At 60.5% G+C, this 24,331-nt stretch carries 24 protein-coding genes and 1 tRNA gene; 16 read left to right on the top strand and 9 right to left on the bottom strand.

Annotated features, from left to right (window positions below; genetic code table 11):
• The first annotated feature begins 355 nt into the window (after positions 1-355).
• The 3 genes from AA098_RS20970 to AA098_RS28750 all read left to right on the top strand — a co-directional run bounded on the left by AA098_RS20970 (position 356) and on the right by AA098_RS28750 (position 4,654).
• The gene (locus tag AA098_RS20970) at positions 356-1,864 is read left to right on the top strand and encodes a YdgA family protein (RefSeq protein ID WP_064614968.1); all 1,509 of its coding nucleotides are present in this window, start codon (positions 356-358) and stop codon (positions 1,862-1,864) included.
• Positions 1,865-2,138: 274 nt separating this feature from the next.
• The gene (gene nadA, locus AA098_RS20965; protein ID WP_003254747.1) at positions 2,139-3,197 is read left to right on the top strand and encodes a quinolinate synthase NadA; all 1,059 of its coding nucleotides are present in this window, start codon (positions 2,139-2,141) and stop codon (positions 3,195-3,197) included.
• Between the two features lie 102 nt (positions 3,198-3,299).
• Positions 3,300-4,654, top strand: a protein-coding gene (locus tag AA098_RS28750) for an IS3 family transposase (protein ID WP_085983016.1) whose coding sequence is annotated in 2 segments (ribosomal slippage) — positions 3,300-3,773 and positions 3,776-4,654 — 1,353 coding nt in all. Because the reading frame shifts where the segments join, the coding sequence is not laid out codon by codon here.
• 142 nt (positions 4,655-4,796) lie between these two features.
• Here the strand turns inward: AA098_RS28750 and AA098_RS20950 are convergent.
• Complete coding sequence (locus tag AA098_RS20950) at positions 4,797-6,233, bottom strand: M48 family metalloprotease (RefSeq protein ID WP_003254746.1); 1,437 nt, start codon at positions 6,231-6,233, stop codon at positions 4,797-4,799.
• A gap of 122 nt (positions 6,234-6,355) precedes the next feature.
• On the opposite strand from AA098_RS20950, the gene AA098_RS20945 reads away from it, so the two are divergent.
• Positions 6,356-6,595, top strand: coding sequence for a sulfurtransferase TusA family protein (locus AA098_RS20945; RefSeq protein WP_003254745.1), 240 nt, complete (start codon positions 6,356-6,358; stop codon positions 6,593-6,595).
• A gap of 20 nt (positions 6,596-6,615) precedes the next feature.
• Entirely contained in the window at positions 6,616-7,686 is a 1,071-nt protein-coding gene (locus AA098_RS20940) for an AI-2E family transporter (protein ID WP_003254744.1), read from the top strand.
• Between the two features lie 35 nt (positions 7,687-7,721).
• Here the strand turns inward: AA098_RS20940 and AA098_RS20935 are convergent, their stop codons facing one another.
• Together AA098_RS20935 and AA098_RS20930 are read right to left on the bottom strand one after the other, a co-directional pair.
• Positions 7,722-8,195, bottom strand: a complete 474-nt coding sequence (locus AA098_RS20935) for a peroxiredoxin (protein WP_003254742.1) — start codon at positions 8,193-8,195, stop codon at positions 7,722-7,724.
• Positions 8,196-8,206: 11 nt separating this feature from the next.
• Entirely contained in the window at positions 8,207-8,767 is a 561-nt protein-coding gene (locus AA098_RS20930) for a glycine cleavage system protein R (RefSeq protein ID WP_003254741.1), read from the bottom strand.
• A gap of 259 nt (positions 8,768-9,026) precedes the next feature.
• Between AA098_RS20930 and dapA the strand changes: the two genes are divergently transcribed.
• The 5 genes from dapA to AA098_RS20905 all read left to right on the top strand — a co-directional run bounded on the left by dapA (position 9,027) and on the right by AA098_RS20905 (position 12,732).
• Positions 9,027-9,914, top strand: coding sequence for a 4-hydroxy-tetrahydrodipicolinate synthase (gene dapA, locus AA098_RS20925; protein ID WP_003254739.1), 888 nt, complete (start codon positions 9,027-9,029; stop codon positions 9,912-9,914).
• A 15-nt stretch (positions 9,915-9,929) separates the two neighbouring features.
• Positions 9,930-11,051, top strand: coding sequence for an outer membrane protein assembly factor BamC (gene bamC / locus AA098_RS20920; RefSeq protein WP_003254738.1), 1,122 nt, complete (start codon positions 9,930-9,932; stop codon positions 11,049-11,051).
• A complete protein-coding gene (locus AA098_RS20915; RefSeq protein ID WP_003254735.1) occupies positions 11,052-11,810 on the top strand; it encodes an MBL fold metallo-hydrolase in 759 nt (252 codons plus the stop codon).
• Between the two features lie 30 nt (positions 11,811-11,840).
• The gene (gene purC / locus AA098_RS20910; protein WP_003254733.1) at positions 11,841-12,551 is read left to right on the top strand and encodes a phosphoribosylaminoimidazolesuccinocarboxamide synthase; all 711 of its coding nucleotides are present in this window, start codon (positions 11,841-11,843) and stop codon (positions 12,549-12,551) included.
• Positions 12,552-12,642: 91 nt separating this feature from the next.
• Positions 12,643-12,732: transfer RNA gene (locus AA098_RS20905), tRNA-Ser, on the top strand.
• 171 nt (positions 12,733-12,903) lie between these two features.
• Here AA098_RS20905 and AA098_RS30255 read toward each other — a convergent pair.
• The 4 genes from AA098_RS30255 to AA098_RS20885 form a co-directional block, all read right to left on the bottom strand.
• Entirely contained in the window at positions 12,904-13,662 is a 759-nt protein-coding gene (locus tag AA098_RS30255; protein WP_082423775.1) for an RHS repeat-associated core domain-containing protein, read from the bottom strand.
• A gap of 208 nt (positions 13,663-13,870) precedes the next feature.
• A complete protein-coding gene (locus AA098_RS29925; protein ID WP_227743109.1) occupies positions 13,871-14,035 on the bottom strand; it encodes a hypothetical protein in 165 nt (54 codons plus the stop codon).
• Between the two features lie 187 nt (positions 14,036-14,222).
• Positions 14,223-14,495 (bottom strand): DUF3077 domain-containing protein, encoded by a 273-nt coding sequence (locus AA098_RS20890; protein WP_003254730.1) that lies wholly within the window; start codon positions 14,493-14,495, stop codon positions 14,223-14,225.
• A gap of 136 nt (positions 14,496-14,631) precedes the next feature.
• Positions 14,632-14,895 carry a hypothetical protein gene (locus tag AA098_RS20885; protein ID WP_003254728.1) on the bottom strand — a complete coding sequence of 88 codons (264 nt, stop codon included), beginning with the start codon at positions 14,893-14,895 and terminating at the stop codon, positions 14,632-14,634.
• Positions 14,896-15,537: 642 nt separating this feature from the next.
• On the opposite strand from AA098_RS20885, the gene AA098_RS20880 reads away from it, so the two are divergent.
• The 3 genes from AA098_RS20880 to AA098_RS20870 are packed head-to-tail and all read left to right on the top strand — an operon-like array spanning position 15,538 to position 19,536.
• A complete protein-coding gene (locus tag AA098_RS20880; protein WP_054889128.1) occupies positions 15,538-16,398 on the top strand; it encodes an SH3 domain-containing protein in 861 nt (286 codons plus the stop codon).
• An 8-nt stretch (positions 16,399-16,406) separates the two neighbouring features.
• A complete protein-coding gene (locus tag AA098_RS20875) occupies positions 16,407-18,317 on the top strand; it encodes a hypothetical protein (protein ID WP_064614967.1) in 1,911 nt (636 codons plus the stop codon).
• 10 nt (positions 18,318-18,327) lie between these two features.
• Positions 18,328-19,536: a hypothetical protein gene (locus tag AA098_RS20870; protein ID WP_064614966.1), complete on the top strand. Its 1,209-nt coding sequence runs from the start codon at positions 18,328-18,330 to the stop codon at positions 19,534-19,536.
• 100 nt (positions 19,537-19,636) lie between these two features.
• Here AA098_RS20870 and AA098_RS20865 read toward each other — a convergent pair whose 3' ends face one another.
• Positions 19,637-20,254, bottom strand: coding sequence for a LysE family transporter (locus AA098_RS20865; protein ID WP_004575730.1), 618 nt, complete (start codon positions 20,252-20,254; stop codon positions 19,637-19,639).
• Positions 20,255-20,444: 190 nt separating this feature from the next.
• Here AA098_RS20865 and AA098_RS20860 point away from each other — a divergent pair, with 190 nt between their 5' ends.
• Together AA098_RS20860 and mqo are read left to right on the top strand one after the other, a co-directional pair.
• Positions 20,445-20,636, top strand: coding sequence for a YhfL family protein (locus AA098_RS20860; protein WP_003254720.1), 192 nt, complete (start codon positions 20,445-20,447; stop codon positions 20,634-20,636).
• Between the two features lie 327 nt (positions 20,637-20,963).
• Positions 20,964-22,601: a malate dehydrogenase (quinone) gene (gene mqo / locus AA098_RS20855; protein ID WP_004575729.1), complete on the top strand. Its 1,638-nt coding sequence runs from the start codon at positions 20,964-20,966 to the stop codon at positions 22,599-22,601.
• Positions 22,602-22,733: 132 nt separating this feature from the next.
• Here mqo and AA098_RS20850 read toward each other — a convergent pair whose 3' ends face one another.
• Positions 22,734-23,069 (bottom strand): helix-turn-helix transcriptional regulator, encoded by a 336-nt coding sequence (locus AA098_RS20850; protein ID WP_003254716.1) that lies wholly within the window; start codon positions 23,067-23,069, stop codon positions 22,734-22,736.
• Between the two features lie 49 nt (positions 23,070-23,118).
• On the opposite strand from AA098_RS20850, the gene xenA reads away from it, so the two are divergent.
• Positions 23,119-24,210 (top strand): xenobiotic reductase XenA, encoded by a 1,092-nt coding sequence (gene xenA / locus AA098_RS20845; protein WP_012273709.1) that lies wholly within the window; start codon positions 23,119-23,121, stop codon positions 24,208-24,210.
• Positions 24,211-24,331 lie beyond the last annotated feature (121 nt).

Raw genomic sequence — 24,331 nt, 5'->3', positions numbered from 1 at the left:
CTTTTATGTTGGAGCGGCGGAAGGCGCGGTGGGGCGCGCAAAGTGGTGAAAATAAAAAACGATGGGTAGGTGGGTGTCAAGTTAAACATGACAAGATGTTGCAAAATTGAAATATTTATCGATTAAATACGGGATTTGTTCGGTTGTTGCGCGTTTTTTTGCGATTCTGATCAATTTGAGTGTTCGTAAAAATTAACGAATCCTTTGCTTGTTTCACCTGGCTGTCGGATGTGTCCGAAAAATGGCATTTCTCGAGCTGGGCCAGCACTCGGCCCAATCGGGGGTGGTACTCTTCGATTTCTGCGTGGCCTCTGGCCGCCTTCGAAGCCCTTACGGACAGCAATCGGTTCTATTCATGAAGAAATCAGTTGGCATCCTTTCCGGCCTGGCTATCGCCATTGCCGTCGCAACCACCGCAGGCGCCTGGTACACCGGCAAGCAGCTGCCGGCAGAGCTGGACAACGCCCTTGCACGCAGCAACGCCGAACTCAAAAAGGCCCTGGTCAGTACCGGTGGTAGCATGAGCATCGAGCGTGTGTCGCTGGAGCAGCATCTCTTCAGCAGCACTGCCCAGTACCGGCTCAAGGCTCGCGACATCAACGTGGGGCAGGGCGAGGTGATCAATTTTGACGTGGGCGTGACCGACCAGATCGAGCACGGCCCGTTTCCCTGGTCGAGGGTCAGGGCACTGAAGCTGATGCCGGTAATGGCGGTCAGCAACAGCACGCTGCAGAAGGATGAAGCCGTCGCGCCATTGTTCGCCGCTGCGGGTGAAAAGGCCCCGATCAGCGCGCAGACCAGCCTGGGTTACGGCGGCAGTGTGGTCAGCCAGGTTCAGTTGGCGCCGCTCAAGTTTGACGAAGCGGATGGCAACACCTTCGACTTTTCGGGCATGCAGTTCGAAGTCAGTGGGGACAAGGAGGGCAAGGCCTCCAAGTTCCGCGGCCAGGCCGACAGGCTGGTGATGAAGCGTGTGCATGACGACCAGCCGCCGGCCACGTTCGAGCTCAAAGGGCTGACGTTTGGCGGTAACCTCGCAGCCACCGCGCACGATGCCATCTATGTCGGTAACGTCGATCTGGCGTTGGCTGAAGCCAAGGTCACACTTGGGCCGAAACAGCAGGTGCTGTTGATCAAGGGCCTGGAACAGAACGCCTTGCAAACCCTCGACGGCACGGACACCGTAGGTGGCCGCGCGGCGTACAAGGTCGGCGACATCAGCTGGGATGGCCGCGCGGTAGGCAAGGCGCAGATGGCGGTGAGCGTGACTTCGGTAAACGCCCCGGCGCTGCAGGCCTTGTCGAAGTGGTACCAGTCGCACTTGCCGGAGTTCGAGGCCGCCAGTGCGGCTGGCCAGCCGGTGCCGCAGATCCAGATGGACGACGCCGAAAAGGCCCGCTTCCAGGGTGACTTGCAGAAATTGCTGGCCGCCAAGCCCAAGCTGGCGGTGGAAAACCTGTCGTTCAAGACCGCCAATGGCGAGAGCCGCTTCAACCTGTCGATGGACCTCGCCGCACCGGCCAGCTTCGACCTGCCGCCGGACCAGCTGAGCAAGCAGATCATCACGGAGGTGAAAGGCAAGCTGTCGCTGTCCAAGCCGATGATCGGTGACCTGGCGACCTTGCAGGCCTTGCTGGATGGCCAGACCGACGCGCAAGCGATTGCCATGCAGTCGAGCCAGGCGGGGGAGATGGTCGGCATGATGGCGCTGCAGAGCGGCATGGCCACCGTCCAGGGCGATGATGTGGTCAGCAGCCTGCACTATGCCGATGGCATGGTCGATTTCAATGGCCGAAAAATGACCGTGGAAGAATTTGCCATGTTCATGGCGGCGCATCTGGCGGCCCTGTCGCCGCAGGGGTGACGGTTTCTCCTGTTGCAGCCTCTTCGCGGGTGAACCCGCTCCTACCAGGATTTCACAGTGTAGGAGCGGGTTTACCCGCGAAGAGGCCAGCACAGGCAACACAAAAACCCCTTTAGTAATCGCTGGATTGTCTGTAGCCTTCGGCCTCCGATAATAATCCGCGCCCGCAGAGGGCCGTGGCGGTCACCATGCCGTCCGGCACCCTTAGCCGATCTGCCAGGGCCGGGTGATACACTCGATTTGACGCGCAAGCGCGCCTGCAGGTCCAGCGATCATGACCCAGATTTCCGAACGCCTTTTGGTTCAGGCCCACCTCGACGCCAAGCAGCCCAACCCGCTGACAGCCGAGCAGGAGGCCGAATACCGTGCGGCCATCGCTGCCGAGCTCAAAGCCCAGAATGCCGTGCTGGTTGCCCATTACTACTGCGACCCGGTCATCCAGGCGCTGGCTGAAGAAACCGGCGGCTGCGTGTCCGACTCGTTGGAAATGGCCCGTTTCGGCAAGAACCACCCGGCCGAAACAGTCATCGTGGCCGGTGTGCGCTTCATGGGCGAGACGGCAAAAATCCTCACCCCGGAAAAGCGCGTGCTAATGCCGACACTGGAGGCCACCTGCTCGCTCGACCTGGGTTGCCCGGTGGAAGAGTTCTCGGCCTTCTGCGACCAGCACCCTGAACGCACCGTGGTGGTCTACGCCAACACGTCCGCAGCGGTGAAGGCGCGCGCCGATTGGGTGGTGACTTCGAGCTGCGCGCTGGAAATTGTCGAAAGCCTGATGGACAACGGCGAAACCATCATCTGGGGCCCGGACCAGCACCTGGGCCGTTACATCCAGAAGCAGACCGGTGCCGACATGCTGCTGTGGGACGGTGCCTGCATCGTTCACGAAGAGTTCAAGTCGCGCCAGTTGGCTGACATGAAGGCGCTGTACCCGGATGCTGCGATCCTGGTGCACCCCGAGTCGCCGGAAGCGGTGATCGAGTTGGCCGACGCGGTGGGTTCCACCAGCCAGCTGATCAAGGCTGCCCAGACCCTGCCGAACAAAACCTTCATCGTCGCCACCGACCGCGGCATCTTCTACAAGATGCAGCAGCTGTGCCCGGACAAGGAATTCGTCGAAGCCCCCACCGCCGGTAACGGCGCGGCATGCCGCAGCTGTGCGCACTGCCCGTGGATGGCGATGAACACCCTGGAGCGGGTGCTGGATTGCCTGCGTAACGGCACCAACGAAATTTTTGTTGACCCGGCGCTGGTACCCAAGGCAATCAAGCCGCTAAACCGTATGCTGGACTTTACCCAGGCGGCGCGGCTGAAGCTTTCCGGTAACGCTTGAGGTTGCCGGGGCCGCTTTGCGGCCCCATCGCGACACAAGGCCGCTCCCACAGGGTGGACTGCCCCCAAGAAGTTGGACACTAATCCAACCCTTGGGGGATCTATGGGTAAGTACACCGAGCAATTCAAGCTCACAGCGATCACAGCCTACCTGGATGGCAGCAACGGTTTCCGAAAGGTGGCTCAACACTTAGGTATCGATTTCAGCCTGCTTCGACGCTGGGTGGCCAGTTATCAGGCCAATAATGGCATTGGTCCAGGCTCGCATGGGCGGCGCTATACCAGTGATTTCAAACAGCAGGTGCTTAGCTATATGCACGAGCATCGGCTTTCGCTGCGCCAGACCGCTGCCCACTTTGGTCTTGGGCAGTCCTCTCAGATAGGCATTTGGCAGCGGCAGTACTACAGTGGCAGTCCTGCACCCTCTACTGCCATCAAGCCAAGAAAGCCAATCGACGTGTCGAAGAAGATCAAGCCTGCCAAACCCACCGATACCAATGATGATCAGAAGTCTCGAGATCAGCTGATGGCTGAACTTGAGTACCTGCGCATGGAGAATGCTGTCCTAAAGGAGCTCAAGGCTCTGCGCGAGGAAAAGGAACGAACACGCGGGAAAAAGTCCTGATCGTTTCCAAACTCAAGCGCAGGTTTCCTTTGCCTGACCTCCTTCAGTTGGTCGAGCTGGCGCGCAGCACCTTCTACTACCAGCTCAAAGCTCAGCAGAAGCCAGACCGGCATGCTGAGCTCAAGGCATTGGTGCATCGCGTCTACCACGAGCAGAAAGGGCTTTATGGTTATCGCCGTATCGCACTCGTAATCAGGAAGGAAAAGCGGGTGAACAAGAAGGTCATTGAACGGCTGATGGCTGAGCAGGGATTGAAATCAGTAGTGCGCCCCAAGAAATATCGCTCCTATCGAGGTACCGTCGGTAAAGTGGCAGCGAATGTACTGGAGCGAAATTTTATCGCTCAACGCCCAAACCAAAAGTGGGTGACTGACGTAACCGAGTTCAAAGTAGCTCAACAGAAGCTCTATCTGTCGCCCGTGATGGATTTGTACAACGGCGAAATCGTGGCCTACGAAATGGCCAGCCGCCCGTGCTATAGCCTGGTTGGGAACATGCTTGGCAAAGCGCTCGATTGCCTGGGAGAGAAACCGAAGCTCGTGCTGCATTCGGATCAGGGATGGCATTACCAGCAGGCGCAATACCGCCGTAAGCTAAGCGAATGTGGGGTAAAGCAGAGCATGTCTCGAAAAGGCAATTGCCTGGACAACGCGGCCATGGAAAGCTTCTTCGGCACGCTCAAGTCTGAGTTTTTCTACCTGAAGCGTTTCGAGAGCATTGATGAGCTGAGAGCGGGTCTGGATGAGTACATTCACTACTACAACCATGATCGCATCAAGCTGAGGCTCAATGGCCTGAGCCCTGTGGAGTACAGGGCTCAGGCTGCAGCTTAAAACTGTCCAACTTTTGGGGGGCAGTCCAGGGATCGCGCCAGCTTTTAGAAATTGTGCAAGACAGTTGCTCCCACATGGCCCTGCATACGCCTGTGGGAGCGGCCTTGTGTCGCGATTGGGGCGCAAAGCGCCCCCAAAACCCTCAGCGCCCCATCATTTCCTGAACCATGCGCCGTTGCTCCATGATCTCGCGCTGGCGCTGGTCAATCTGTGAGGCCAGCGGGAAATTCCCACCCGCCCGACGCTTGGCGTAATCCAGCTGCTGGATTGCCTGATCAAAGTCGCCGACCAGCGTGAAGTACTCGGCACGCGCCCGGTGCAAGCCAATGGTATTGCCCGACAAGCCACGCACCTCGGCCATGTCGTACCACACATCCGGGTCATCCGGCCGACTCTTCACCAGCTCGTTCAACACCTTCTCGGCCTCAGCCGGCTTGTTCTGTTTCACCAGCAGGTCGGCACGCACCTGTTTCAACGGGTAGTTGCCCGGGTACAGCCCCTGCATCCGTTCGGCGCGCTGCTGGGCGTCGGCAAGACGGTTGTTGGTGATGTCCAGGTCGATTTGCGCCAGGTTGTAGGTGATGTCGTTGGGCGCCTTGGCCAGCAGCGGCTTGAGCATTTCACGGGCCTCGTTCAATTGCCCGCCCTTGATCTGTGCCAAGGCCAGGCCATAACGTGCGGCATCCAGTTTTGGGTCTTCGTCCAGCTGGGCGCGGAAGCGCTTGGCGGCAAGCCCCGGCGTGCCTTCGTAGGTCAGTGCCACCCGGGCGCGGATCAGCTGGTAGCGCATGCTGTCTTCAATACCACCCTGGGGCGCCTGGTCGGCGCGGTTACGGGTGTCGGCAATACGTGATTCGGTCACCGGGTGGGTCAGCAGGAACTCCGGCGGTTTTGCGTCATAGCGATACTGGCGTGCCAGGCGCTCGAACATGGTCGGCATGTTGCGCGGATCGTAGCCGGCCTTTTCCAGGTTCTGGATACCGATGCGGTCAGCTTCCTGTTCATTCTGGCGCGAGAAGCGCCGTTGCTCCTGAATGGCCGCCGCCTGGGTGCCGGCAATCATGCCGATGCCCGCATCGCCGGCACCACCTGCGGCCAGCACGATGCCGGCCAGCAGCGCTGCCATCATCGGCAACTGCATACGCTGCTGGGCCTCGACACCCCGTGCGAAGTGGCGTTGCGACAAGTGCGCCAGTTCGTGGGCCAGTACCGAGGCATATTCACCCTCGGTCTGGGCGTTGAGGAACAGCCCGCCGTTGACCCCGACAATGCCACCCGGGGCGGCAAAGGCGTTCAGCTCGCGGCTGTCGATCAGGATGAACTCCAGGCGCCGGTCCTGCAGCTGGCTGGTTTCGGCCAGCTTGTACACGCTGGTTTCGACGTAGTCCTTGAGCTGTGGGTCGTTGAGCTGATTGACCTGGCCGCGCAGCAGGCTGAGCCAGGCACGGCCCAGTTGGTGCTCCTGTTGCGGCGAGACGATCGCAGAACTGGCATCACCCAGTGATGGCAGGTCGTCAGCATGGCCGGGAAGGGCCATCAGGCAGGCCAGCGTCAGCAGGGTAGGGCGCAGTAGATTCATGCATGAAGCTCGCGTCGGATCAAAGATACCTACTGTAGCGGGCTCACACGTTGGCGACCAGTGGCGCTATCCTAGCCAGCCATGCCAAGAAGCACCCTGGCGATGCCTTTGGAGACCCTGCGATGAGTAACACCCTGACCTGCGACGCCGAACTGGACGCCAGCGGGCTGAATTGCCCTTTGCCACTGCTCAAGGCCAAGATGGAGCTCAATCGCCTGGCCAGTGGCGCGGTGCTCAAGGTTATCGCCACGGACGCAGGCTCCCAGCGCGACTTCCGCACTTTCGCCCAGTTGGCCGGTCATACCCTGCTGCAAGAAACGGCCGAGGCCGGTACCTATACTTACTGGCTGCGCAAGGCCTGAGTCTTTTCCAAGGATCGTCAATGTTCAAAGTGCTTCGCGACTGGGTGCAGCGCTACTTCTCCGATGAGGAAGCGGTGGTGCTGGCGGTCCTGTTGTTCCTGGCTTTTACCGCCGTGCTTACCCTGGGCGGCATGCTCGCGCCGGTGCTGGCGGGCATGGTGCTGGCGTTTCTGATGCAGGGGCTGGTCAACGCCCTGGAGCGCGTGCGCGTACCTACACGGCTGGCGGTGATGCTGGTGTTCGCCTTGTTCATGGGCGCACTGGCGGTGTTCATGCTGGTGCTGGTACCGCTGCTGTGGCATCAGCTGATCACGCTGTTCAACGAGCTGCCGGGCATGCTCGGCAAGTGGCAGTCGTTGTTGCTGCTGCTGCCGGAGCGCTATCCGCACCTGGTGTCGGACGAGCAGGTATTGCATGCCATCGAATCGGTGCGCGGTGAAATTGGCAAGTTTGGTCAATGGGCGCTGACCTTCTCGTTGTCCAGCCTGCCACTGCTGGTCAATGCCATGATCTATCTGGTGCTGGTGCCGATTCTGGTGTTCTTCTTCCTGAAGGATCGCGAACTCATTGGCCGCTGGGTCAGTGGCTACCTGCCGCGCCAGCGCACCTTGCTGAACCGGGTGGGCAGCGAGATGAACCGGCAGATCGCCAACTACATCCGCGGCAAGGGTATCGAGATTCTGATCTGCGGCATTGCCACTTACATCGCCTTCATCAGCCTGGGGCTCAATTACGCAGCGCTATTGGCGTTGCTGGTGGGGCTGTCGGTGGTGGTGCCTTACGTGGGCGCGGTGGTCGTGACCGTGCCGGTGACCCTGATTGCGCTGTTCCAGTGGGGCTGGGGCGACCAGTTCATCTACCTGATGACGGTGTACGCGATCATCCAGGCGCTGGATGGCAACGTGCTGGTACCGCTGCTGTTCTCCGAGGCGGTGAGCCTGCACCCGGTGGCGATTATCTGCGCGGTGCTGCTGTTTGGCGGGCTATGGGGGTTTTGGGGGATATTCTTCGCCATCCCGCTGGCGACGCTGATCAAGGCCGTGCTGGATGCGTGGCCCAAGCAGGAGCCTAGCGTTTCACCGATGCTTTGAATGTAATTGGGGCCGCAGAGCGGCCCCATTCAACTTCAAGCCTTGTTCAAGGCTTGGGCGGCCGCCAATACGGCATCCACATGCCCGGGCACTTTCACGCCACGCCATTCCTGGCGCAGCACCCCGTCCTTGTCGATCAGGAAAGTGCTGCGGTCAACGCCCATGTACTCCTTGCCATACAGCTTCTTCAGCTTGATCACGTCGAACAGCTGGCACAGGGCCTCGTCCTTGTCGCTGATCAGCTCGAACGGGAAGCCTTGCTTGGCCTTGAAGTTCTCGTGCGACTTGATGCCATCACGCGACACACCGAATACCACGGTGTTGGCCGCGGCGAAGGCGTCATGCTGGTCGCGGAAGCCCTGGCCCTCGGTGGTGCAGCCTGGGGTGCTGTCCTTGGGGTAGAAGTACACCACCACCTGCTGGCCCTTGAGTTCGGCAAGGCTGACGGTTTGCCCGCTGGTGGCCTGGGCCTGGAAGTCGGCGACAGGTTGGTCGAGTGCTACAGCCATGATCGGTTTCCTTACATTGGGTTCTGGGGACGCCATGGCTCGATCAGTGCGTCGAGGTTCAGGGCATCGGCAAAGTCCAGGAACTGGTCGCGTAGCCAGCTGATCTGCGTGCCGGCCGGCAGAATCACGGTGAACTGGGCGTTGAGCATGCTGCTACCGGTTTGCGGCGCCAGGTAGGTGTCGCAGGTCATGGCTTCCAGCTCGACGCGGTGGTCAAGGAAGAACTGGCACAGCTCGTTGATGATGTCCGGGCGGTAGGCAGCGCTGACGTAGGCTACATACGGAAGGGCCTGCGGGCGCACTTCCTGGTCCGCGCTGCGGACCACGTCGAGGGTCAGGCCGTGCTTCTTGCCCAAGCCTGGCAGGGTGGATTCGAGACGTGCCAGGGCGTCCCAGCTGCCGCCCACCTGCAGCACCAGGGCGCTGGTCTCGCCGTGGCGGCTCAGGCGCGAGGTGACCACCGCGCAGCGGTTTTCGAAGGCAGCGCGGCTGAGGACGTTGGCCAGCTCCATGGGGTTCGGGCCCAGGGCACTGATGACAAGGAATTGTTCGCGGACGGTGGGGGTGGACATGCAGCATTCCTAAAGCGATGAGCGGTCGGCACAGGACGGGCAAAAGCCTCCTGTCGGCAGGGCCCGGGGCTCGCATGCGAGGTCTTGGACGCTGGCGGGGAGCAAGGTCGACGGCCCGGCGGGCCGCGCTGCACCGATCAAAGGGCCAAGGGTAGCGAAATAAGCCGCCGAGGGGAATGCTCCACCCGCCTGCTTCGCTTGTGCAAGGTCGATGCCCCCAGTACCATTACCGCTCTCTTTTTCCGGCAGGAGCAGTTACATGATTGCGGGCAGTATGGTGGCATTGGTCACACCCATGGATGCACAAGGGCGTGTTGACTGGGGCAGCCTCGACAAACTTGTAGACTTCCACCTGGAAAACGGCACCCATGCGATCGTCGCTGTCGGCACCACCGGTGAGTCGGCCACGCTGGATGTCGAAGAACACATCCTGGTCATCAAGCACGTGGTCGAGCGCGTCAAACGCAGCGCCAAACCGATTCCGGTCATCGCCGGCACCGGTGCCAACTCCACCGCCGAAGCTGTGCACCTCACCCAGAACGCCAAGAATGCTGGCGCCGACGCCTGCCTGCTGGTTGTGCCGTACTACAACAAGCCAACGCAAGAAGGCCTGTACCAGCACTTCAAGCACATTGCCGAAGCCGTCGACATCCCGCAGATCCTCTACAACGTTCCCGGCCGTACCTCCTGCGACATGCAGGCCGAGACCGTGATCCGCCTGTCGACCGTGCCGAACATCATCGGCATCAAGGAAGCCACGGGCGACCTGGCCCGCGCCAAGGCCATTCTCGATGGCGTCAGCAAGGACTTCATCGTCATGTCCGGCGACGACCCGACTGCCGTCGAGCTGATCCTGATGGGCGGCAAGGGCAACATCTCCGTCACCGCCAACGTCGCTCCGCGCGAAATGGCGGACCTGTGCGAGGCCGCCCTTGAGGGCAATGCCGAGAAGGCCCGCGCAATCAACGAAAAACTCATGCCGCTGCACAAAGACCTGTTCTGCGAGTCCAACCCGATCCCGGTGAAATGGGCGCTCGTCGAAATGGGCCTGATGCAAAAAGGTATTCGCCTGCCACTGACCTGGCTGAGCGAAGGCTGCCACGAAAAAGTCCGTACTGCCTTGCGCCAGTCCGGCGTACTGGTTTAAGAGGAAGTACACCGCATGAAGCGACTGGCTGGTCTTTCCGCCCTTGCCCTGATTATCTCCACCACCAGTGGGTGTGGCTGGCTGTGGGGCGAGGATGGCTATTTCCGCGACCGCGGCAGTGACTACCTGCAGGCGCACCCGACCGCGCCGATGCAGCTGCCGCCGGACGCCAGCAACGTCAAACGCCTTGACCCGCTGCTGCCGATTCCGCGTAACGTCGCTGACGATACCGTCAAGGGTGAGTTTGAAGTGCCTCGCCCGCAACCGTTGACGGGCGGTGCCGCCCAGGTCACCGACTACAGCCTGCAGCGCAGCGGCAGCAGCCGTTGGGTGCTGGCCCAGCATTCGCCAGCCGAAGTGTGGCCGGTAGCCCGGCAGTTCTTCGAGGATAACGGCTTCCGCATTGCTGAAGAGCGCCCGCAGACGGGTGAGTTCAACACCACCTGGCAGCGTTTCGACGAACTGTCGGCATCGCTTGGCCAGCGTCTGGCCAGCACTGCCAGCAGCGGCGACAGCGAGGTGCGTGTCCGTGTGCGCATGGAGCCTGGCGTGCAGCGCAACACCTCCGAAGTGTATGTGGTCAGCGTCGAGCGCCCGGCCGGCAGCACTGCCGAGCCTGCGTTCCCGTCCAGCTCCAGCAATACCGGCACCGATGCCCTGCTGGTCGACGAAATGCTTGCCAGCATGAACCGCAGCGCCGAGAAGGGCGGTTCGGTGTCGCTGCTGGCCGCGCGCGATTTCGACGCCCCAAGCCGCGTCAGCCTGAGCGAAGACGGCAGCGGCAACCCGGTGCTGTACCTGGGCTCCGACCTGGACCGCGCCTGGTCTGGCGTGGGCCGTGCGCTGGAGCAGGGTGGCGAATGGCGTGTTGAAGACATCAACCGCAGCCTGGGCCTGTACTACATCAACCTGTCCGAAAAGCCTGACGACAAGCAGAACCAGCCTGGCTTCTTCAGCCGCCTGTTCGGCAGCGAGCCGACCAAGGAAGAGCGTGAAGCCCGTGCCGAGCGTTACCAGGTTCGCCTGAGCAAGGTGGGTGAGAGCGTGCAGGTCACGGTCGAGAAAAACATCAACACCGTGGCTCCGGCCGATGTCGCCCGCCGTGTGCTGAGCGCCATTCAGGACCACCTGGGCTAAGTGCGCTTCGCGGTACTCGGAAGCGGCAGCCAAGGGAACGGCACGCTGATCGCCAGTGGTGACACGTTCATCCTGGTCGATTGCGGCTTTTCCCTGCGTGAAACCGAGCGGCGCCTGGCGCTGCTCGGGGTTTCTGCCGCTCAGCTCAGTGCAGTGCTGGTCACCCACGAACATGCCGACCACGTGCATGGGGTCGGCTTGCTGTCACGGCGCTACAATGTACCGGTCTACCTCAGCCAAGGGACTTTGCGCGGCATGCGCAAGCCGGTGGAGGTGGCCGGTTTTCTCGCGTGTGGCCAAAGCCTGCGTATCGGCAGCCTGGAAGTAACCGCAGCGCGGGTCGAGCACGACGCCTACGAGCCGTTGCAGTACGTGGTCAGCGACGGCAAGCGGCGCTTTGGCATGCTGACCGACCTGGGCTCTTACGACGCGCTGTTGCTGGAGCGTTACCAGGGCCTGGATGCACTGCTGATCGAGGCCAACCACTGCCGCGACCTGCTGGCACGTGGTCACTACCCGGCTTTTCTGAAGCAGCGGGTGGGTGGCATGCAAGGGCATTTGAACAACCACCAGGCCGCGCGCCTGGTGCACGAGTTGGGCTGGAACAACCTGCAACACTTGGTGCTGGCCCACCTCAGCAGCAAGAACAACCTGCCACACTTGGCCCGCCAGTGCTTTGTCGACACCCTCGGGTGTGACCCGGACTGGCTCCAGGTGGCGAATCAGGAACACGGGCTCGACTGGCGCGAAATCGCCTAGCCCAACACCTCAAGCAAGCGGAGCCCAATCATGGAAAAACGCGAAGAACTTTACCGCGGCAAGGCCAAATCGGTTTACAAGACCGATGACGCCGACCGCTTGATCCTGCTGTTCCGTAACGACACTTCGGCGTTCGACGGCAAGCGTATCGAACAACTCGACCGCAAAGGCATGGTGAACAACAAGTTCAACGCCTTCATCATGCAGAAACTGGAAGAAGCCGGCGTGCCGACCCAGTTCGACAAGCTGCTGGGCGACAACGAGTGCCTGGTGAAGAAGCTGGACATGATTCCGGTCGAGTGCGTGGTGCGTAACTACGCTGCCGGCAGCCTGGTCAAGCGCCTGGGCGTGGAGGAGGGCATCAAGCTGGAGCCGTCCACCTTCGAGCTGTTCCTGAAGAACGACGAGAAGGGCGACCCCTTCATCAACGAATCCCACGTTGTCGCGTTCGGCTGGGGCACCGCCGAGCAACTGGTGGAAATGAAGAAGCTGTCGTTGAAGGTCAACGAAGTGCTGAGCAAGCTGTTCGATGACGCCGGCCTGCTGCTGGTCGACTTCAAGCTGGAGTTCGGCGTATTCCACGGCCAGATCGTGCTGGGCGACGAGTTCAGCCCGGACGGCTGCCGCCTGTGGGACAAAGAAACCCGCAAGAAGATGGACAAGGACCGCTTCCGTCAGGGCCTGGGCGACGTGATCGAAGCCTACGAAGAAGTTGCCAAGCGCCTGGGCGTGCCGCTGTAAGCGGCACGTTCACGCAAGCGCCTGATACCACGCGGTTTTTTTGAAAAAAAGATTTGCGTTTTAAAAGAACGCTGGTATGATGCGCGGCATTGGAGAGATGCCGGAGTGGTCGAACGGGACGGATTCGAAATCCGTTGTACTGGCAACAGTACCTAGGGTTCAAATCCCTATCTCTCCGCCATACGCGAAGTAGTCGAAGCCCCCGAAAACGTTGATGTTTTCGGGGGCTTTGTCGTTTCAGGGGTATCAGTTAGGGCAGATTTGGGGCAGATTTGCGACCTTTCTTGATATTCAAACCTTCGGTTCAGAGAGCTGGTAGAGCTGGAAGCAAACCTGAGTCTTCAAGTGGCACTCAGTCGTGCTCAAATCGTACACGTCGGATTTCAAGTCCGGACGCCTTCCACCCCTCGAGTTTTTTCAGGTGGCTTTTGACGTAGGCCAAGGTGTCAAAAGGCGTTAGATAATGACCGCTTTCGTTATTTAGCTGAATAACCCCGTCCTTTATTGTAAGCATGCCAGCAGAAATTGCTGTGGGATGCGAAATTTCAAATTTTGCAGCAATGGCCACTATGCTTGAGTGCGACGGGTCAGTACCTGAGGCATCATCGTAGCTGCCGATAATGAATTTATCATCCTCTGTCATTACCCATTTATGCTTCTGCTCCGGGCGGATGTCATTTTTGAAAAAATTCACATGCGTAGGCATATTAATCTGTGCCTTGTTATCGTCCATATAGCCTTTCATTAGCTCGACCTCACTGCTGAGTTTTCCTTGTTTAATATCTGTCAGTGGACGAGGTCTTTGGGGGCGCCACCAGCTATAGCCGCTAGGGTCAGTTCTGTTCACCGGGTCACAAGCGCAATAGGCGTATGCATTTAAGCCGCCACGATGAAATGGGCTGAGCGGGTCTGGATTTAGAAAGCGCATCAGAACGGGGCTGTAGGCTCGCCTGCCATTGCCGAGTAGATAACAATTGATCCTTGTCAGTATATGTTCGCTATTAAATGCAAGCTGCGTTGAAATTCCAGGCACCAGAGTGTGGTATCCGTAGGGGCTGTAGGTACGATGCAGTAAAAACGACGCTTCCGTGCTGCTTCGAGTGTTGCTCATAACGGATGGCCCCTTTCGATTTTCTCACTGATGGTTGCTGAGGTCATTATGTGTTATCTCTAGTGACTTGCTGAACTGGCAGAAATACCAGGGTTTAGCTGCTTCGGGGTGGGGCCGCTATGCCCCCTAAGGCCAGCATCAACTGCTGCATCGTGGAGCCGCCTGTTTTATCCATTCCCAATTGACGGCTGCACCTTGCGCAAGATATTCATGCCTTGGCTTTCGCCTCTTCACCCAAAGCAAACACTAAGGTTTGAGCGTCATTAGCCTTCGTTGTATCTGCCAGAAAAGCCCCGATGGCCTCGGAGCTGTCGAGAAAGCGGCAAGCCTCGGAGTGCTTGGTATTGCTCAAGTCCAGTTCAAGGATGGGCATATCCTTGGGGGGGCATGTGTCGCTCTTAGTTGTTTGCCTCGTAACGCATCAAGAATTTCCTTGGGTCGGTTAGGGGCTCCGATTCGATCCGATTTATCGCTACGGTTGAGCATCAGGTAGCCAGTCAAGCCCGTTCGTACGAAGTATTTCCGATATTCGGCGCAACAAACGGGCTATTGGGTTGACCTTACTTTTTCATCATCCCCAACTCAGCATCATCCAACAGCGCCTTGGCCATTGCGCTCAGGTAATGCGAGGCCCAGATCAGTTTCTGGTCGCCGTCCATCAGGCCGCTGATGATCAGGTCGCGCACGTAACCCATGAGTTCGGAAGCCTGTTCGCGGGCGTCCTGGCAGGGGATGCCGGGTTCGATGCGGAACAGCGGGTGAGTGTTGTTTTCGCCTTGGTAGAAGCAGGTCTTGCCGACTGTGGTGGGTTCTGTTGTGTTGTCGGTGGGCATTGTTTTGTTTCCCTGGATTCTGGGTTGCCTGGGCTGGCCTGTTCGCGGGCTCGCCCGCTCCCACAGGTACTGTGCAGTGCGTGACGGCTGTGATGACCCTGTGGAAGCGGGCGTGCCCGCGAAGAGGCCTGACCTGCTAATGCAAGGTGTGAGGCTCTGTGGGTAAATGCGGCCGCATCTGCAACTGCATCAACGCCGACTCGACCAGCCCCTGTACCGCTTCCATTTCATGGATCACGGCCTGCATCACGATCGAGCTGTGGGCGGTGGGTTTGAGTTGCACGGATTGGCGGGCCACGGACAGGGCGCAGAGTACGTACTCTGAGGACTGGACCAGGGTGTCTTGCAGGATCTGGGTGGAATGGGGGGAGTAGGGTGGATCGGGGACTGTCTTGCGCATGTAAGCTCCTTGGGTGGTGGAGCCGCCTGGCAACGCTGTCAAACGAATGGAGGCAGCTATACATGGGTTGACAGACCGGTATACCCAAGGACCCGGCGCACACGAATGTGCCCCATGCACAGCTGCCATCAAGCGCTGCAACGGAAACTTGAGTAGTCGGCCTGTCAAAGCCGGTCGCTGATTTCACAACGACGAGCCGAGACTAGAACGCGACCGAATCCGTCGCAACCGTTTGAGCGGGTTGGCAGTATGTTTGGGAAACGCCCTACAAGGAAGGGGATAATTCTGAGTACAAGCTGTAGGACGGATTTCTACTAATCAATCAGACAGGCTTCCTGCAACATTTTGTCTTGAACTGACAATGGCACCTTGGGCTACAATGCGGCGCTCTGATACGCCACTCACGCCCAGGCCACACGCCGTAATGATTACGCGCGCTGGGCGATGAACTCTTCCTGACATGGATTCGTTGGATGCTTTGCGCCGTACTGGTCTCCCCCTGCGCCCCTCGCTGGACGGCTGAATTGTCGTCTGCGGCCAGTGCTGCACACTTTCTGAAAACCCCGCACAACTTTGAATGCTGCCGCCAACCATTGGCTGCGGTACGCGGCTGTGCGCCCCACCGAAAATGGAGTGCTCCACTTGCGTAAGAAATTCGTCGCGTCCCTTCTGGCGGTCGCCATCGCCTCTACCACGGCCTGTGCACAGCTCGGGATCAGCAAAGAGCAAGCGGGCACCGTGATCGGTGGCCTGGCCGGTGTGGCCATCGGCTCGACCATGGGCAGTGGCAACGGCAAGATCGCCGCTGCGCTGATCGCAGGTGGCATTGGCGCCTACGTGGGCAACCGCATCGGCCACATGCTCGATGAAAAGGACCAGCAAGCCCTGGCGCTGCGTACGCAGGAAGTGCTGAGCCAGCAGCAAACCACTGCCAGTGCCCAGCCAGTGACCTGGAAGTCCGACCATTCCGGCGCCACCGCGCAGATCGTGCCGGGCAAGGAATACACCAAGACCAAGCAGGTCGAGGTCAAGCGCGCGCCGAAGATCCAGGCGGTGCCGTCGATGACGCTGATCAACGAGCCGTATGTGACCATCAGCGACAACCTCAACGTGCGTGCCGCGCCTAACCAGGCTGGTGAGAAGGTCGGCAGCCTGAAGAACCACACCGAATTCACCGCCGTGGGCTCCACCGGTGACTGGATTCTGGTCGGCCGCAAGGGTGTGACCGTGGGCTATGTGCACAAGAACTACGTCGAGCCCAAGGCGCAAGCGGTTGCCAAGCGTGTAACGCCAGCCGTCAACCTGGACGAGCTGGACGTTGCCGCCAGCAAGGAAACCCAAGGCTTCGACCTGGACTCGGTGCAGTCGCTGCCGACCCAGACAGTTGCCGCCGAAGCGGCCTGCCGCCCGGTCACCGTCAGCCTGAAATCGCAAAGCGGCCAGACCGAACAAGAGCAGAACACCTTCTGCAAACAAGCCAACGGCACCTGGGAACTGATCTGAGGAACTCCATGAAAAAGCACGCGCTCGCGCTGGCTGTGATCGGCGCTTGTGGTCTGGTACCGCAGGCGTTCGCCCACGAGCTGGCCTTTTCCAAGAAAGACAACATCAAGGTCGAAGTGCCCGGGGATGCCACCACCTGGTGCAAACCCCAGGTAGACCTGACCATCACCCGCCCGGCCTGGGATAACCAGGAACTGCTGTCAGGCCTGCTGACCAAGCTGCCGTTCGTGTTCGCCAAGGACTGCTCGACCGCCAAGGTGAGCTGGAAGGCGGTCGATGCCAAGGGCAACCTGTACGCCAGCGGCTCGGGCAATGCCAGCAACCTGGGGCTGGTGACACTGGCTGCTGCGCCTGCCACTGCCGCCCCGGCGCCGGCTGCAGCAGCTGCCCCCGCTCCGGCACCTGCGCAGCCAGAAGCACCGGCTGCTGCTGCACCGACACCGACACCGGCACCTGCTCCGGCCCCAGCCCCAGCCCCAGCCCCTGCTGCTGCAGCGGCGCCGGCAGTGGTCGAAGCCGCACCTGCGCAGGCAAAACCCGCTCCGGCCCCCGCGCCCGCGCCAGCCGTAGCTGCAGAGCCAGCCCCAACCCCCGAAGCCCCGGCAGCAGCCCCTGTTGTGCCGCCCGCTCCGGCACCTGCCACAGCAGTCGCCGCAGCCCCCACTTCGGACTTCGGTCGCTCGGTGGTCCTGGAAAACCGCAACCTGATGCAGGTAACGGACGGCACCGGCTGCAAATGGGTGCTCAGTACCTCGATCATCGGCGATGGCGACACCCTGTCGTTCGGCACCACCCCGGCCATGCCGTGCCCGGCGTCCGGCTTTGGTGAAGGCAGCTTCGACAAAATCAGCTGGAAGGCTGTGGGTACCTACCGGGGTGATAACTGGACCCGCGTCTATGCTCACCCGAGTGGTTTGATCTTCAACAAGCACCTTGAGCCTGCGGTAAAGGACAAGGCCGTTTCTTATCTCACGCCGCAAGCTGACCAGGCCGCGTTCCTGGTCGGTGAGATCCCCGGCCGGCAGATGAAGGTGTACCTGACGTTCACCCGCTCCAGCTACGGGGTGCTCCGCCCGTTCGGCAGCGACCCTTACTACGTCGCGGTCACCCCGGACGAGTCGTTTGCCCTGGACGCGACCAAGTACAAGGAAGCTGCGCTGGAAATCTTCGACCTGATCAAGACCACCTCGCCGACCACCACCGATGTGGCCAACCTGTTCATCGTCAAAGACCTGTCGGCGATCTCGAACAACATCTGGGGCAACGACGCGCAGAAAATCACTCGCAACCGCATCGGCATCAACCGCCAAGGCCTGTTCTTCGATGTGCGCGACGGAGCCAACTGGGCGGTACAGCGCGAGCAGCAGCGTGTGCGTGAGCAGCGTCAGCGCCAACAGGAACTGGCCCGCGTGCACACCCGTGTGCTGGAACGTTACCAGCAGTTGCAGGACGGCATGAGCGACTTCAAGGGGCGCGAAACCGAGGCGTTGGCGCAGATGGCCGGTATCAAGGTGCGCTTCGCTTCGCCACTGGAGCAGCAAAACCCTGCGACCTCGGCCAGCGTAGTGCCGATGATGGTGCACGTTACCGGCAAGAAAGGTGACTTCTACAGCATCGACTTCCCGAGCAACGGCCGCCTGGTTGCGGACGAGGAATACAGCGAAGGCTGGTACGTGACCCAGGTGGCCAACGCCACGCCGTACTACCCGCTGGACGACGGCCGCGCCGTGCCTACCTACCGTGCCTACAGCGCCGGTGAGCCGGAGGCCTGCAAACAGGACCACTGTGCCGACCGCGTGTCGTTCGGCGCCGTGCTGGCCAAGGAATTCCCCAACGCCGGTATCGATTTCAGCTGGACCCCCGAGGTCTCCCAACAGTACGTGAACGACTGGAACAACGCTTCCGCCATGGTCCAGTGAGGCAAACACCATGATCAAACAGATGAACAAGAAGCAGCTGCTGATTGGCGGTGTGGCCGCAGCGGTGCTGGTGCTCGGTGGTGGCTATGCGATGGTCGCCAGCTCGGGCAAGAAGGCTGCGCTGGCCTACTACGACGACTTCAAGGAGCGCTATTTCCTTGAGGATGTGCTGTCTGAGGGGGACATTTCCTACTCGGCGTTTTCCGGCAACCTGACGGTAGCCGACCCGGAGATCCGCGTGGCGGCGGCGCAGACCAATGGCGCCCAGCAGTTCATGCGCGGCCTGTCGGGCTTGATGGAGTCCGTACAGGGTGGTTCGGCTGAAGAAGGCCTGGCGGGCTGGGCCAAGTACCAGCTCAATGTCAGCCGCAATGTGGCCGGGGTGTACCTGAAGGCTGATGCGCTGAAGCTGGCCCATGACGGAGACAGCAAGGATGGCAGCATTCATATCCAGTTGCTGGGCATGCAGATGGCCAACCCTTACGTTGCCAGCAAGGGGGCTGAAGTCGTGCTGGTGGCGGATGTCAGCGACGAAGTCCAGCCACGTGCCGAGCTGGCCGCCAATGGTCGGGCCGCCCCGTCGAACTTCACCTGGGGCGCCAACATGGCGGTGCGCCAGCCAGTAACCGGCGCGTTTCTGGTCAGCAGCACCGGTGACTTTGGTACCACGGTCGACCTGGACTTCACCATCAAGCGCTCCAGCGATGGCGAAGGCTCGATGGCGTTCGTGGTCACCCACCGCAACGACGGCTCCAAGGTGGGGGAGATCGTGCGCAAGGCCGACTTCCAGTCGCTGCCGGAGCTGGACGATGTCGAAACACAGCTCAAGAGTGCCCTGAGCGCGATGCTGATTGGCGCGTACAGCCCGTACACCGGCCAGGCGGTGTTGGCTGAAGCGGTGAGCGGCTTTGCCCGCAAGGCCAAGGTCGAGAACTACTCGATGAGCTACAGTGGCTTCAAATCGCTGAAAGAGGCTTTCAGCGATTACCAGCAGCAAGTCCCCAAGGCAAAGTTCGCAGCCTTCTGCCAGGAGGTTGGGCTGTCGTCGTGGAGCAGTGACTTTGGCGCCAAGGCCAAGAACCACAGCGACTCGGAGTGCGCCATCGGGCAGAAGCTGGTCGAAGACGGCAGTTTCGAAGAGCAGTACACCTTCAAGGAAGGCAAGAGCCTGTTTGCAGCGTTATTCGTGAGCAAGGCGTATCAGCTGGAAACCAATTGACTGGGTAATGGCTGAGTGAACAAGCCCCCGGGAACCCTGAGTTGCCGGGGGCTTTTTTAGGGTTGCTGTCAGGTGTGCCTGGACCCTGTCAGGCTTGGGATCAGCGCATCGCCGCCAGTTTGATGCCGAATCCCACCAGGCAAGCCCCCGCCAGTCGCTCGAACATATTGGTAATTCGCGGGTTGGCGCGCATGCGCTCGGCCAGTTGATGGGTCAGCACCACGGCAATCAGCCCATACAGGAAGGTCACTACCGCCACTGTCGCCGCCATGAAACCGAACGTCACCAGCCCTTGGTGCTTCACCGGGTCGACGAACAGCGGGAAAAACGCCATGTAGAACATGATCGCCTTGGGGTTGAGCAGGGTGATCATCATGGTCTGGCGCAGGTACTGGCCGTTGTCCATGCGGCAGGTGTGTGCTGCACCACCGGGTTTGCTCAGCAGCATGCGCAGGCCCAGGTAGGCCAGGTATGCAGCCCCCGCCCACTGCACCATATGAAAGGCGGCAGGGTAGGTGGCCAGCAGGGTGGCGACGCCGGCTACCGCCAGCCACAGCAGCACCTGGTCACCCACGATCACGCCACAGGTCGCGGCCAGGCCTGCCTTGATACCGCCCTTGCCGGTGGCGGTGATCAGGGCGAAATTGCCCGGGCCGGGGATGGCCAGAAGAATAAGGAAGGCGATGACGAATGCGCCGTAGTCGGTGACGCCTAGCATGGTGAGTTCCTGTTGGGCATTGCGAAGGCAGTGCGCTGAACTATCGTCGCCAACGGCGCGCTTTTCAACCTGTTGTTGCACAGTTGCAAAGAACCTGTGCCAAGTGCGGCTTGGATCCAATGCCTGGAGTCTGTATGATTCCGCGGCCATCAGACGATGGTCGAAGATGATTCATTTAAAGGACTGAGTAATGAAAAAGCTGTTCAAGGCCACCGTTGCCGTTGCTGTCGTTTCGGGTGTTGCCCTGCTGTCGGGTTGCACTGGCCAAGTTTACAACCAACCGAAAAACTGCACCTACGACTACCTGTTCCACCCTTCGGTTTCCATCTCCAAGATCATCGGTGGCTGCGGCCCGATCGATAAACTGCCTCAGCAGCAGTAATCTTGGCGGTACCCTGATCGCGACGCTTGCGGCGTGATCCAAGGCCCCCGGTCATGCACATGGCCGGGGGTTTTTGTTTTTGACGTGACAAACTGCCGCTGGGGCAACCGGTCGCCTTGACGCGTCTGCCTGCAATTTGTTTGTGCTGGCATTTCAGATACAATCGGAAAAACGATTCAGCCTTGTCGGTCAATTCGACCAAAGGCCGAGCCGTTTTCTGGTTCTCTGGCTGCTGAACAATGATCAACAAAAAGCCTGCGCTGAAGAACACGCTTTACCGGGGCCAGCCACAGGCCCTCCCTCTGTTCTCCTGACTGGAATTGATCAATGTTCAAGAAAGCTGGCAAGACCTTGCTGGGTCTGGCGGTCGCTGCAAGCGTCATGCAAGCGCACGCTGCAGAAACCAAGAAAGTAGACGTGCTGCTGGTCGGCGGCGGCATCATGAGCTCCACCCTGGCCGTGTGGCTGCACGAGCTGGAGCCAAGCTGGTCGATGGAAATGGTCGAGCGCCTGGATGGCGTGGCCGAAGAAAGCTCCAACGGCTGGAACAACGCCGGTACCGGCCACTCCGCGCTGGCCGAGCTGAACTACACCCCGGAAGACAAGGACGGCAACGTCAACATCGCCAAGGCCATCGAAATCAACGAAGCCTTCCAGATTTCCCGCCAGTTCTGGTCGTGGCAAGTACGCCAGGGCGTGCTGAAGAACCCGCACTCGTTCATCAACACCACCCCGCACATGAGCTTCGTGTGGGGCGATGACAACATCAAGTTCCTCAAGAAACGCTACGACGCACTGCAGGCCAGCCCGCTGTTCCGTCCGATGCAGTACTCCGAGGACCACGCGCAGATCGCCAAGTGGGTCCCGCTGATGATGGAGGGCCGCGACCCGAACCAAAAGCTGGCCGTGACCTGGACGCCAATCGGCACCGACGTGAACTTTGGCGAGATCACCCGCCAGTTCGTTGGCCACCTGCAGACCCAGAAAGGCTTCGACCTGAAGCTGTCCAGCGAAGTGCAGGACATCACCCGCAACAAGGACGGCTCCTGGCACGTCGAGTACAAGAACCTGAAGGACGGTACCGAGTCGGCCACCGACGCCAAGTTCCTGTTCATCGGTGCCGGCGGCGGCGCGCTGAAGCTGCTGCAGAAGTCGGGCATCCCGGAAGCCAAGGAATACGCAGGCTTCCCGGTGGGTGGCTCGTTCCTGGTGACCGAGAACCCGACCGTTGCCATGCAGCACATGGCCAAGGCCTATGGCATTGCCTCGACCGGTGCGCCACCCATGTCGGTCCCGCACCTGGACACCCGCGTGCTGGACGGCAAGCGCGTCATCCTGTTTGGCCCGTTCGCTACCTTCTCGACCAAGTTCCTGAAGAACGGTTCTTACCTGGACCTGCTGAGCAGCACCACCACCCACAACGTGTGGCCGATGACCAAGGTGGGTATCGACCAGTATCCGCTGGTCGAGTACCTCGCTGGCCAGCTGATGCTGTCTGACGATGACCGCTTCGAAGCCCTGCGCACCTACTTCCCGAATGCCAAGAAGGAAGACTGGCGCCTGTGGCAGGCCGGCCAGCGTGTGCAGATCATCAAGCGTGATGCCGACAAGGGCGGCGTGCTGAAGCTGGGTACCGAAGTGGTGGCTTCCGAAGACCGCACCATCGCGGGTCTGCTGGGTGCCTCGCCAGGTGCTTCGACCGCTGCGCCGATCATGCTGAACGTGCTGGAAACCGTGTTCAAGGACAAGGTCGCTACCCCGGAGTGGCAGGCCAAGATCAAGGAAATCGTACCGAGCTACGGCACCAAGCTGAACGATTCGGCAGCGGCCACCCAGAAAGAGTGGAACTACACCGCTGAAGTGCTGCAACTGGGTAAACCGCCGGTGATCGACGCCAGCGTTGAATTCGGTGGCGCGGCAAGCAAGCCGGTTGAGAGCAAGCCTGAGAACGACATGGCGCTGTAACCGGCCATTGTTGTGAAAGAAAGCCACGGGGGAGACCTCGTGGCTTTTTTGTTGCCAAGCACACCGCAACCCTCAGGCTTATCGCCATCCCTGGTAGGAGCGGGTTCACCCGCGAAGAGGCCTGCACAGGTATCACTGCTGGCGCAGGATGCACTCCAGCAGCCCGGGAAACCGCTCGCCCAGCATCTCGCTACGCAGCGAATTCATATGGGTAGTCCCCACATTGCGGGTTTGCACCAGCCCTGCATCACGCAACACACGGAAGTGGTGGGACATGCTCGACTTCGGCCGACCTCCATCCAGCTCGCCACAGCTGGCCTCGGCCACGCCGGCCAGGTGGCGGACGATTTCCAGGCGCACGGGGTCGCTGAGCGCATAGAGCAGGCGTTCAAGAATGAGGTCGTCGGGGTTGGGATGTTTATAGGCTCGCATGGTTGACATGATAACGGGGGTTTCATTAATTGCCATAGTTCGATTATGATCGAACAAAAGTATTCAAATGAACCCGGAGTTTCCCATGTCCGCACTGTTCGAACCCTACACCCTCAAAGACGTCACCCTGCGTAACCGTATCGCCATTCCGCCGATGTGCCAGTACATGGCCGAAGACGGCATGATCAACGACTGGCACCACGTTCACCTGGCCGGCTTGGCCCGTGGTGGTGCCGGCTTGCTGGTGGTCGAGGCCACTGCTGTGGCGCCGGAAGGGCGTATCACCCCCGGTTGCGCCGGTATCTGGAGCGATGCCCACGCCCAGGCGTTCGTACCGGTGGTGCAGGCCATCAAGGCTGCCGGCTCCGTGCCGGGTATCCAGATCGCCCACGCCGGGCGCAAGGCCAGCGCCAACCGCCCGTGGGAGGGTGATGACCACATTGCCGCCGACGACGCGCGCGGCTGGGAGACCATTGCCCCGTCTGCCATTGCCTTTGGTGCGCACCTGCCGAAAGTGCCACGCGAAATGACGCTGGACGATATCGCCCGGGTCAAGCAGGACTTCGTCGATGCCGCCCGCCGTGCGCGTGATGCCGGCTTCGAGTGGATAGAACTGCACTTTGCCCATGGCTACCTGGGCCAGAGCTTCTTCTCCGAGCACTCCAACAAGCGCACCGATGCCTACGGTGGCAGCTTCGACAACCGCAGCCGCTTCCTGCTGGAAACACTGGCCGCCGTGCGCGAAGTGTGGCCGGAGAACCTGCCGCTGACCGCGCGCTTTGGTGTGTTGGAGTACGATGGCCGCGATGAGCAGACCCTGGAAGAGTCGATCGAACTGGCCCGTCGCTTCAAGGCCGGTGGCCTTGACCTGCTGAGCGTGAGTGTCGGCTTTACTATTCCCGAGACCAACATCCCGTGGGGCCCGGCGTTCATGGGGCCGATTGCCGAGCGTGTGCGCCGTGAGGCGAAGCTGCCGGTGACCTCGGCGTGGGGCTTTGGCACGCCGCAACTGGCGGAAGGGGCACTGCAAGCCAACCAGCTGGACCTGGTGTCCGTGGGGCGTGCACACCTGGCCGACCCGCACTGGGCGTACTTCGCCGCCAAGGAACTGGGGGTGGAGAAAGCCTCCTGGACGTTGCCGGCGCCTTATGCGCACTGGCTCGAGCGTTACCGCTGAGGCTTGGAGGGGCTGCTTTGCAGCCCATTCGCGGGCAAGCCCGCGCCCACAGACACCACAGGTTTCAGATACTGCACCCTCTCTGTGGGAGCGGGCTTGCCCGCGAAGGGGCCGGTAAAGG

The sequence above is a fragment of the Pseudomonas sp. JY-Q genome, from assembly GCF_001655295.1.
Taxonomy (GTDB): domain Bacteria; phylum Pseudomonadota; class Gammaproteobacteria; order Pseudomonadales; family Pseudomonadaceae; genus Aquipseudomonas; species Aquipseudomonas alloputida.
The sequence above is the reverse complement of the archived record's forward strand: the minus strand, read 5'-3'. Positions and strand labels throughout refer to the sequence as shown.

Bases quoted from the DNA above. Each gene is read 5' to 3' on its own strand.
- AA098_RS20970 (WP_064614968.1), top strand. From the start codon at position 356: ATGAAGAAATCAGTTGGCATCCTTTCCGGCCTGGCTATCGCCATTGCC.
- nadA (WP_003254747.1), top strand. From the start codon at position 2,139: ATGACCCAGATTTCCGAACGCCTTTTGGTTCAGGCCCACCTCGACGCC.
- AA098_RS20950 (WP_003254746.1), bottom strand. From the start codon at position 6,233: ATGAATCTACTGCGCCCTACCCTGCTGACGCTGGCCTGCCTGATGGCC.
- AA098_RS20945 (WP_003254745.1), top strand. From the start codon at position 6,356: ATGAGTAACACCCTGACCTGCGACGCCGAACTGGACGCCAGCGGGCTG.
- AA098_RS20940 (WP_003254744.1), top strand. From the start codon at position 6,616: ATGTTCAAAGTGCTTCGCGACTGGGTGCAGCGCTACTTCTCCGATGAG.
- AA098_RS20935 (WP_003254742.1), bottom strand. From the start codon at position 8,195: ATGGCTGTAGCACTCGACCAACCTGTCGCCGACTTCCAGGCCCAGGCC.
- AA098_RS20930 (WP_003254741.1), bottom strand. From the start codon at position 8,767: ATGTCCACCCCCACCGTCCGCGAACAATTCCTTGTCATCAGTGCCCTG.
- dapA (WP_003254739.1), top strand. From the start codon at position 9,027: ATGATTGCGGGCAGTATGGTGGCATTGGTCACACCCATGGATGCACAA.
- bamC (WP_003254738.1), top strand. From the start codon at position 9,930: ATGAAGCGACTGGCTGGTCTTTCCGCCCTTGCCCTGATTATCTCCACC.
- purC (WP_003254733.1), top strand. From the start codon at position 11,841: ATGGAAAAACGCGAAGAACTTTACCGCGGCAAGGCCAAATCGGTTTAC.
- AA098_RS30255 (WP_082423775.1), bottom strand. From the start codon at position 13,662: ATGAGCAACACTCGAAGCAGCACGGAAGCGTCGTTTTTACTGCATCGT.
- AA098_RS29925 (WP_227743109.1), bottom strand. From the start codon at position 14,035: ATGCCCATCCTTGAACTGGACTTGAGCAATACCAAGCACTCCGAGGCT.
- AA098_RS20890 (WP_003254730.1), bottom strand. From the start codon at position 14,495: ATGCCCACCGACAACACAACAGAACCCACCACAGTCGGCAAGACCTGC.
- AA098_RS20885 (WP_003254728.1), bottom strand. From the start codon at position 14,895: ATGCGCAAGACAGTCCCCGATCCACCCTACTCCCCCCATTCCACCCAG.
- AA098_RS20875 (WP_064614967.1), top strand. From the start codon at position 16,407: ATGAAAAAGCACGCGCTCGCGCTGGCTGTGATCGGCGCTTGTGGTCTG.
- AA098_RS20870 (WP_064614966.1), top strand. From the start codon at position 18,328: ATGATCAAACAGATGAACAAGAAGCAGCTGCTGATTGGCGGTGTGGCC.
- AA098_RS20865 (WP_004575730.1), bottom strand. From the start codon at position 20,254: ATGCTAGGCGTCACCGACTACGGCGCATTCGTCATCGCCTTCCTTATT.
- AA098_RS20860 (WP_003254720.1), top strand. From the start codon at position 20,445: ATGAAAAAGCTGTTCAAGGCCACCGTTGCCGTTGCTGTCGTTTCGGGT.
- mqo (WP_004575729.1), top strand. From the start codon at position 20,964: ATGTTCAAGAAAGCTGGCAAGACCTTGCTGGGTCTGGCGGTCGCTGCA.
- AA098_RS20850 (WP_003254716.1), bottom strand. From the start codon at position 23,069: ATGGCAATTAATGAAACCCCCGTTATCATGTCAACCATGCGAGCCTAT.
- xenA (WP_012273709.1), top strand. From the start codon at position 23,119: ATGTCCGCACTGTTCGAACCCTACACCCTCAAAGACGTCACCCTGCGT.